Consider the following 7,534-nt stretch of genomic DNA (forward strand, 5'->3'; position numbering starts at 1 on the left):
TCCCCTGCTGATCGGGAGAAGGCCTTTTCCTTTATCAAAAAAGAACTGGACAAGGGGCGGCAGGCCTATATTATCTGCCCCTTGGTGGAGGAAAATGAAAATCTTTCCGTGGAAAGTGTTACGGCCTACCAAAAAAATCTAAAGCAGTACTTTGGAAAGGACTATTCCTTCGCGGTTTTGCATGGGAAAATGAAGGCAGGAGAGAAGGAGCAGGTGATGCAGGACTTCTCTTCCGGAAAGACAAGGATACTTCTGTCTACCACCGTTGTGGAGGTAGGAGTGGATGTGGCCAATGCCACGGTGATGCTGATTGAAAATGCGGAACGTTTTGGTCTGGCCCAGCTCCACCAGCTACGAGGCAGGGTGGGAAGGTCGGAGCTGCAAAGCTATTGCATCTTTATGGATCATAAGGAAGATGAGAAATCCCAAAAAAGACTTTCCATTATTCGGGACAGTAACGACGGCTTTGCCATTGCCAAGGAAGATTTGGCCTTGCGAGGGCCGGGGGATTTGTTCTTTGGAGAAAGGCAGTCCGGCCCCCTGCAATTTCGTTTTGCGGACCCTCTACGGGATGAGGAGTTGTTTTTCAAGGCAAGAGAAGCGGCAAAAACTATTTTGGAGGAGGATGCTCTCTTGGAAAAACCGGAGCATCAGGGGATGAAAGAGATTTTTCAAAGCCTGCTTACAGAAAACGCTTAAAGTAAAATATTCGGATAGAGGATAGTTCTAAAGAACAGCCAGGTAGAGAATACCGGGGATACAAAATTTGGCGAAAATCCTTGGCGTATACTCGTATGGAAAAGCTTGCTATAAAAATAGGAAGTTGTAGAAAAAAATTAATCTTTATCCCTTTACAACGACCGGCATTTTCGCTTTAATATGAGGGAAAAGGAGAGTGGTATGAGAGTTATTGCAGGTTCAGCCAGAAGGCTTTTGCTTTCGGTGCCGGAGGGGAAGGATACCCGCCCTACTACGGATCGAATCAAGGAGACCTTATTTAATATTTTACAATTTGACTTAGTGGACCAGGACGTTTTGGATCTTTTTGCGGGAAGCGGTGCTTTGGGAATTGAAGCCCTGTCCAGAGGGGCGAAAAGAGCGGTTTTTTGTGACAGTGGAAAGAAGGCCTTGGCCTGTATAGAGCAAAATATCGCCCGTTGTCATTTTCAGGAACAGGCCTTGGTATATGGAGGAGATTTCCACAGTGCTTTAAGAAGTTTAGAGGGAAAGGACTATCACTTCGGTATCGTCTTTTTAGACCCTCCCTATGGCGAGGATTTGGCAAAGGAAGCCCTTCGGAGACTGGAAAAGTCCTCTATGGTGGGGAAGGATACGGTTTTTGTTGTAGAGGCGTCGTTGGAAGAGGATTTTTCCGACATGGAAGAGGAAGGATATCGAATTCTTCGAGAGAAGCTGTACAAGACCAATAAGCATATCTTTCTTCGTTTACAGGAGGCTGTATGAAGATAGGATTGTATCCCGGCTCCTTTGATCCCGTGACCTTCGGGCACTTGGATGTGATTGAACGAAGCCGGAAAATGGTGGATAAATTAATCGTGGGTGTACTGCAAAACCGGCAGAAGACTCCGTTGTTTTCCATGGAAGAACGTGTTAGAATGATTTCTGAGCACACGAAGGAATGGGACAATGTGGAGGTGCATAGTTTCACCGGCTTAACGGTGGATTATGCGAAAAAAGTCCATGCCAATATGATTGTGAGAGGTCTTCGGGCGGTAACGGATTTTGAGTTTGAGTTGCAGCTGGCCCAGACCAATAAGGTGATTGCGGAGGAAGTGGACACCATTTTCCTTGCCACCAGTTTGAAATATTCGTATTTAAGTTCCAGTACTGTAAAGGAGATTGCATCCTTTCATGGTGATATATCAGCCTTTGTTCCGAAAGATGTGGAAGAGGCTATGAAGAAAAAATTTGATGAACAAGAGAGACGGAGGGGGATATGAGCAGAATTGAGCAGTTGATTGGAGAAATTGAGGAATACATTGATAGTTGTAAGTATCAGCCTTTGTCCAATACGAAGATTTTAGTGAATAAGGAAGAGATGGAGGAGCTTTTGGTGGAGCTTCGCCTTCGGGTTCCTGAGGAGATTAAGAAGTATCAGAAGATTATTTCCCAGCAGGATGCTATCCTGGCTGATGCGAAGGCTCAGGCGGATATGATGTTAAATGACGCCAGAACCCAGACCGAGGAGATGGTTTCCGACAATGAAATCATGCAGAAGGCTTATGAGAAGGCAAATGCACTTTTGCAGGATGCTCAGAAGCAGGCAGACGGTATTGTAAACAATGCGGTGGCGGATGCAGACCAGATTCGCAGCAATGCCATTCGCTACACGGATGAGATGCTGGCAAGCCTGGAAACCATTATTACCCGTTCCCTGGATACCGCAGAGGAGCATCTGACCGGCTTAAAGTCCTCTTTACAGGATTCCCGTTCCATCGTGCAGTCCAATCGTTTTGCACTGGCAAAGGCTATTCCGGAGCAGAAGCAGGGCTAAAATAGCTTTAAAAACAAATAAGAAGATTTATAGAAAGTTCCCCTTTTCCTTTGGAGAGGGGGATTTTTTTATGTAATGCTTGAAGGGAAAGCCCTTAGACCTTATTTTTTGTACGAAAATAGAAAAGGAATAATAGATTAGGGATGGAAGTTTCTTAAAAATCATATCAATGTGCAAAAATAATTAGAAAAAAATCTAAAATATAGTATAATTTTATATCGTGAAATGGCAAGAAATAAGAAAGGACGATGGAGATGAGAAGAAAAAACATGCTGGCTTTAGGAGTGAGCTTGGTATTTTGTGCAACAAGCACTGCTGTACCCCTCTATGCCAATCCCTTAGACAATCAGGAAATAACTGTTTCAGAGGAAAAGGAAACAAGTAAAAATCAGGCAGAAAATTCTGTAGTCGCTACAGTGAAATATAAAAATACAGATTCGGAAGAAGGAAGCAAAGAAAGCTTGGCGGATTTTCCGGAGGAACCAGAAAAAGCAGGTTCTACAGAAGTAGTAGAGTCAGCCGAAGAAACTGAACTTGCGGAAGAATCAGCTCTTAGGGAAGATGTATCTGCTGTGGAAGAGACCGGCATGGTAAAGCCTTTGTCTTTAGGTTACTCCAGCTTCCGTATGGCAAATGTAAATGCCGACGCTTATACTCGTAAAGATAAGATTTACTGGATATTTCTGGATTATACCGGTATAGAGTTTGCCGGAAGGGATCATATGAAGGTGGTGAGAAACAATCCGGTAAAAGTATCTGAGCTAGCCCTAAGAAGCCAGGGGCTTGTCAAGGATGTAAGCGAAGAGCATTTCAAGGTTCTTCCGGAGAGAGTCGTGGAAAAGAAGGCAGGAGGAGTCTGGGCTCCTTATCAGTTGAACTATTTTACTCCGGGAGAATATCGCTATATCTATACTCTGGCTGTAGGGAAAAACAGTCCTTATTATCTTCTGCCAAAAGATACCCCGGATAATGATGTAGGCTTTACATATACTCAGGCACGTATCGGTAATCGCTTTGCGGATGATCAAAGCAATGAATCCAATAATTTAGAAATAAAAATCTCCAATAGGGAAGATGCAAAATATAAGTACTATCCTCTAGAAAGCGATTCTTTTTCTGTAAAGGAAGAGAAGACTATCAGTCAGGTATACTTAAACTCCAGCTTTGATATTCATAAGGCAAAGGTGGGAGATCCTATGAACAGTGTCACCCTGAATGTGGAAAAAATCGTGCTTACAGACGGCACAACCGTATTGAACCCGGGAACTCCCGCACAGCCCTTCCTGATGAATATGTACAGAGAATACTCCGATGAATTGAACCGCTTTAAGCTCTTTTTAGAGAGCTATGTGAATGCAGCCGGTGAAAAAGGCAACGTGAGAAAAGCAGCGGAAGGGACTCCTCTTCCTTCCGGACGTTATAAGGTAATGTACCTTGTACAGCCTCATTTTGCAATTGGAAAGTATCGCTTCCTTGTTGAGGGAACAGATGATAACTATGGAAATGGTACTGAATTTTATGTCAATAATGAACGATACAGCAATGTGTCCTTAAACCTGCAAGCAGGTTTAACAGCAGGAGCCGAAGTGCTTTCTCCTTTTTTTGAGCCTGATAAAGCAGAAAAGAAGCAGAATACTTCCGGTAATACTGGAAACTCCGGTTCTACCTCTAAAGCTGTCTCCAGTAGTTCCGGTGGTTCAGGGGGAAGCTCTTCCGGTTCCGGTGGCTCTGGGGGAAGTTCCGGTGGTGGCTCCGGAAGCTTTAAGGTCAGCAGTAGCCTGACCGGACAGGTACTTGGCGTAGATCGTTCTTTATCCGGAGGTCAGTGGGTACAGGATGAAAAGGGCTGGTGGTACAAAAGAGCGGACGGAAGCTATCCGAAGAATAGCTGGGGCTATGAAGCCTATAACGGAAAGTCCTACTGGTACTACTTCCTTGATTCCGGCTATATGGCTACAGGCTGGGTAGAAGTAAACGGTAGTAAATACTACCTCTTCCCAAACTCTGACGGTTGGAAGGGCAGGATGCTCACCGGTTGGCAGTGGATTGACGGAAACTGCTACTACTTAGACCCGCAAGGACAAAATGAAGGCGCTCTATATAGAAATACCACTACTCCCGATGGTTTTACAGTGGATACGGAAGGAAGATGGGTAGTGAATGGAGCAGTGCAAAAGAAGTAGCAGTATGAAAGATTTCCTCTCTTAAAATGTATGGGAATACTTTGTTGTTTCTGGTGGATGTATAGGCGTATCACGACAAGGATATAGCCGGTGCATTTTTACGCTGGAACAAGCATGATAAAGTCAGTGAGGAGGATGTATCTGCATGAGATTAATTCGAAGGATTGTATTTTTTGTTTTTTTGTTAATTTTTATTATTTCATTAATTAATAGTTTTTCCATACTGCTAAACATGTATGGTGATTATAAACATCCACCCAAATACTTGTTAGAAAATGCAGGGTCTGGTGGTATACTGGCGTTTGATACTACATATTTTGCAATTGATGATGATGGTGTAAAAAAAATCTCGGAAATAAGGTATAATAATTTAATATTTGCTGAAGACAATCATTATAGCTTTGTATGGGAAAAATATTACAACTTTGAGGTTAACGCCAGATCGAAAGATCCTTCGGATTGGGAGTATGAAATATCTGAGTTTAACGATGGTTTTTATGATACAGATATTTTAACTGAGCAAATAAAAAAAATGGAACTTAGTGTTGATGGCAAAATTGATATCCAAGTAACTAAATTTGATGATTATTACATAGTTAAGGTCAACTGTTTGGAAGCTGATGGTTTAACTATCATAGATTCGTATTATGCAATATTTCACAATGGAGAAAGACTGGCTATGAAGAAAAATATAGAATTAAACTCGATTCGAGATGTACGTAAATACTCATAATATATGTTAAGATGGAAAATCCGGAAAGTTTATACTTGCATCAAGTCTTGAATGATATTAAAGAGTTAACTTCCGATCTCACTCTAATTATAATTAGAATTTGCAAATTTTGACTTTCATGACAGAAATTTTTAGCTTTATAGACAGAAAATAATTGACAGAACAAAGGAGAAAAGCTTATAATCTCCTTTGTTCTATATATTTAGAGCGATGCGTGGCTCAGCTTGGTAGAGCGCTGCGTTCGGGACGCAGAGGTCGCTGGTTCGAATCCAGTCGCATCGACTGTAAGCAACGAGTGGGAGATGCCTAGGCATCTCCTGTTCTTATGTAGGAAGGGTAAAAATGAAAAGAGAGAGTTTTAAATCACGAATCGGCTTTATTTTGGTGAGCGCAGGTTGTGCCATCGGAATCGGTAATGTTTGGAAGTTTCCCTATCTGGTGGGGCAAAACGGTGGAGGAATCTTTGTTTTATTCTATCTTTGTTTCTTGCTTTTAATCGGTCTCCCCATTCTCACCATGGAGCTTGCAGTGGGTAGAGCCAGCAAGAAGTCCGTGGTAAAGGCCTATGAGGTTTTGGAGCCCAAGGGTACGAAGTGGCATTTGCACGGCTGGGTTTGTATTCTGGGCTGTTATCTTTTGATGATGTATTACACCACCGTTTCCGGTTGGATGCTTTCTTATTTCTTTAAATTTGCCTTCGGAACATTTTCTAAAATTGAACCCTCTCAGGTGGAAAATGTTTTTGGAACCATGCTCAGTCGTCCGGAGGAAATGACTCTATGTATGGCGATTACGGTTATCGGGGGATTTTTGGTTTGCTCTTTAGGACTGCAAAAAGGTCTGGAAAAGATTACTACCATTATGATGGCCTGCCTTTTACTGTTAATTATTGTCTTGGCGGTACATAGCCTGATGCTGCCGGGGGCTCTGGAGGGAGCGAAGTTCTACCTCTTCCCCAATCCGGAAAAGGTGAAGGAAATTGGCCTCTTTCATGTAATTTCTCAGGCTATGAATCAGGCCTTTTTCACCCTTTCTTTAGGGGTTGCGGCTATGGAGATTTTCGGCTCCTATATGTCTGAGGACTATTCTTTAACAGGAGAGGGAATCCGAATCTGTGCTTTGGACACCTTTGTGGCTATCCTTTCCGGTTTAATTATCTTCCCGGCCTGCTTTAGCTTTCATGTGGAGCCAAATGCAGGACCTCCCCTCATTTTCTTTACTCTGCCCAGAGTATTTATGCACATGGCGGGAGGAAGAATCTGGGGAAGCCTCTTCTTTGTTTTTATGACCTTTGCCAGCTTTTCCACCGTTATTGCGGTATTTGAAAACCTCATTTCCACCAGTATTGACAACTTCCATTGGGATAGAAAGAAGGCGGTTATCGTAAACTGTATTCTGATTCTGCTTTTGAGTATTCCCTGTATTCTTGGCTATAACCTTTGGAAGGATTTAAAGCTGATTGGCGGTAGGGATGTATTGGATTCCGAGGACTTTATTGTTAGTAATTTGATTCTTCCCATCGGTTCTTTAGTCTACCTTCTGTTCTGTGTAAGTAAGTGGGGCATGGGTTTCCCCAGATATTTGGAGGAATGTAATAAGGGAGAGGGCGTGAAAATGCCGGCCTTCCTCCTAAACTATTTCCGTTTTGTTTTGCCAATTTTCATTTTACTTCTCCTGTTCCAGGGCTTATTATAAAAGGAACTGTTGTTTTGCTTTGATCCGGGAGGTAGGAGCAGGATGAATATTCGAGAAGAAATGGAGAAAATGGAAAAGGAGATTCTCTCTCCCTTTGCTTGTTGTAGCGTGGACTCTTTGGGAAGAGATCTACCGGAGGAAGAGGATGATATCCGAACCATTTTCCAAAGAGATAGAGACAGGATTTTACATTCCAAGGCCTTTCGGCGGCTAAAGCATAAGACCCAGGTCTTTATTCAGCCGGAAGGGGACCATTATCGTACAAGATTGACCCATACCTTGGAGGTGAGTCAGATTGCCAGAAGCATTGCCAAGGCTCTTCGCTTAAATGAAGACCTGACCGAGGCCATTGCCTTAGGCCATGATTTAGGCCATACCCCCTTTCTCCGGCATGTCCAAAGGGGGTAT

At 43.0% G+C, this 7,534-nt stretch carries 8 protein-coding genes and 1 tRNA gene; all 9 read left to right on the forward strand.

Translation table 11 applies throughout. The annotated features are described in order from the left end of the window. A partial coding sequence (locus tag RYL27_RS09720) for a helicase-related protein (RefSeq protein WP_314966895.1) occupies nucleotides 1–699 on the forward strand: 699 nt, incomplete at its 5' end. Nucleotides 700–900: 201 nt separating this feature from the next. Further along, nucleotides 901–1,464 (forward strand): 16S rRNA (guanine(966)-N(2))-methyltransferase RsmD, encoded by a 564-nt coding sequence (rsmD, locus tag RYL27_RS09725; RefSeq protein ID WP_314670412.1) that lies wholly within the window; start codon nucleotides 901–903, stop codon nucleotides 1,462–1,464. After that, on the forward strand, nucleotides 1,461–1,961 hold the full coding sequence (gene coaD / locus RYL27_RS09730) for a pantetheine-phosphate adenylyltransferase (RefSeq protein ID WP_304072097.1): 501 nt from the start codon (nucleotides 1,461–1,463) through the stop codon (nucleotides 1,959–1,961). Before rsmD ends, coaD begins: the two co-directional genes overlap by 4 nt. After that, nucleotides 1,958–2,515, forward strand: coding sequence for an HrpE/YscL family type III secretion apparatus protein (locus RYL27_RS09735; protein WP_304072099.1), 558 nt, complete (start codon nucleotides 1,958–1,960; stop codon nucleotides 2,513–2,515). The genes coaD and RYL27_RS09735 overlap by 4 nt, the downstream gene beginning before the upstream one ends. A 254-nt stretch (nucleotides 2,516–2,769) precedes the next feature. Continuing rightward, complete coding sequence (locus tag RYL27_RS09740) at nucleotides 2,770–4,698, forward strand: N-acetylmuramoyl-L-alanine amidase family protein (protein WP_314966896.1); 1,929 nt, start codon at nucleotides 2,770–2,772, stop codon at nucleotides 4,696–4,698. A 145-nt stretch (nucleotides 4,699–4,843) separates the two neighbouring features. Next, entirely contained in the window at nucleotides 4,844–5,431 is a 588-nt protein-coding gene (locus RYL27_RS09745; protein ID WP_314966898.1) for a hypothetical protein, read from the forward strand. A 208-nt stretch (nucleotides 5,432–5,639) separates the two neighbouring features. Then, nucleotides 5,640–5,713, forward strand: a tRNA-Pro gene (locus tag RYL27_RS09750). A gap of 60 nt (nucleotides 5,714–5,773) precedes the next feature. Then, nucleotides 5,774–7,126 carry a sodium-dependent transporter gene (locus tag RYL27_RS09755; protein ID WP_314966900.1) on the forward strand — a complete coding sequence of 451 codons (1,353 nt, stop codon included), beginning with the start codon at nucleotides 5,774–5,776 and terminating at the stop codon, nucleotides 7,124–7,126. A gap of 42 nt (nucleotides 7,127–7,168) precedes the next feature. Then, nucleotides 7,169–7,534 (forward strand): HD domain-containing protein (locus tag RYL27_RS09760; protein WP_314966902.1); only part of this gene is annotated, 366 nt, incomplete at its 3' end.

The sequence above is a fragment of the Oribacterium sinus genome (assembly GCF_963537195.1).
In the GTDB taxonomy this organism is placed as follows: Bacteria; Bacillota; Clostridia; order Lachnospirales; family Lachnospiraceae; genus Oribacterium; species Oribacterium sinus_A.